Origin of the sequence: Thioalkalicoccus limnaeus, from assembly GCF_041197575.1 — a bacterium.
GTDB lineage: Bacteria > Pseudomonadota > Gammaproteobacteria > Chromatiales > Chromatiaceae > Thioalkalicoccus > Thioalkalicoccus limnaeus.
Genome location: NZ_JBDKXB010000074.1, coordinates 1 through 1,259, shown reverse-complemented (window position 1 = coordinate 1,259; position 1,259 = coordinate 1). Strand labels below are relative to the sequence as shown.

Sequence of the window (1,259 nt, the reverse complement as noted above, 5' to 3'; positions counted from 1 at the left end):
TGACCTGGTCTAATAGCAACGGACACCTCGGTTAAGTAACAATTTGCAAAACCGAGGTAAAAGATGAGCACACGCAAGAAGTACACGCAAGAGTTTAAGGAGGACGCCATCCGGTTGGTCCTCGAGCAAGGCTATAAGCAAACAGAGGCGGCCAGGAATCTGGGGATTGACCGCAGCATGCTGGGACGCTGGATCAAGGAATCGCAGTCTGAGGAGGGTGAAGCGTTTCGCGGCAACGGCAAGCTGACAGCTGAGGGAGAAGAGCTGCGGCGCCTGCGCGAGGAGAATCGTCGCTTACGCATGGAGCGCGAAATCTTAAAAAAAGCGACGGCCTTCTTCGTGAGAGAGTCGAGCTGAGATATCAGTTCATCGCCCAGGAGAAGAAGGCCTATCCGGTGAAGAGGCTTTGCCGAGTATTGGGCGTGAGCCGCAGCGGTTTCTATAGCTGGCTGCGACGGGGGCAGCGTACTCCGGACCCACAACGTCAGGAGCTCCTAGACTGGGTCCGGGACCTGGCTGAGGCGTCGGATCACACCTATGGTTCGCGGCGCATGGCCAGGGCGTTGCGCGCCTTAGGCTATCGTGTCGGACGCCATCAGGCCCGCCGCCTGATGCGCGAGGCCGGCGTATGGGTGCGCTACCGACGTCGGTATCGGGTCACCACCAACAGCCACCACGACCAGCCGGTGTTTGAGAATTGCTTGGAGCGCAACTTCGCCGTCGGGGCTCCTAACCAGGTCTACGCCGGCGACATCACCTACGTGTGGACGGCGCAGGGCTGGCTCTATCTGGCCGTGGTCATCGACCTGTACTCGCGCAAGGTGGTCGGCTGGGCCATGGGGCGGCGCTTAACGAGCGCGTTGGTCTGTGATGCCCTCCAGATGGCGCTGTGGCGCCGCCGGCCACCGAAGGGGCAACTGATCCACCATTCCGATCGCGGCGTGCAGTACGCCAGCCGGGCGTTCCGCAAGCTGCTTAAGACCCACGGCGTCGCGGGCAGCATGAGTCGCAAGGGCGATTGTTGGGATAACGCTGTGGTGGAGAGCTTCTTCGGCTCGCTGAAATCCGAACGGATCCATTGGCGCAATTACCAGACCCGCGAAGAAGCCCGCGTCGACATCGTCGACTATATCGCGATGTTCTACAACAGCCGACGGCTGCATTCGTATCTGGGCTACCAGAGTCCAGATGCGTTTGAGAGAAATGGCCAACTGGCCAATGCCGCTTAACCGTGTGTCCGTTTTCGCTTGACCACGTCA

1 protein-coding gene is annotated in these 1,259 nt (G+C 60.0%); it reads left to right on the top strand.

Annotation, left to right across the window (positions count from 1 at the left end):
* Positions 1-63 precede the first annotated feature (63 nt).
* Positions 64-1,229 (top strand): IS3 family transposase gene (locus ABC977_RS18120; RefSeq protein ID WP_439849212.1). Its coding sequence is split into 2 segments (ribosomal slippage): positions 64-313 and positions 313-1,229, totalling 1,167 coding nucleotides; the frame shifts between segments, so codons are not numbered across the junction.
* Positions 1,230-1,259: the final 30 nt, after the last annotated feature.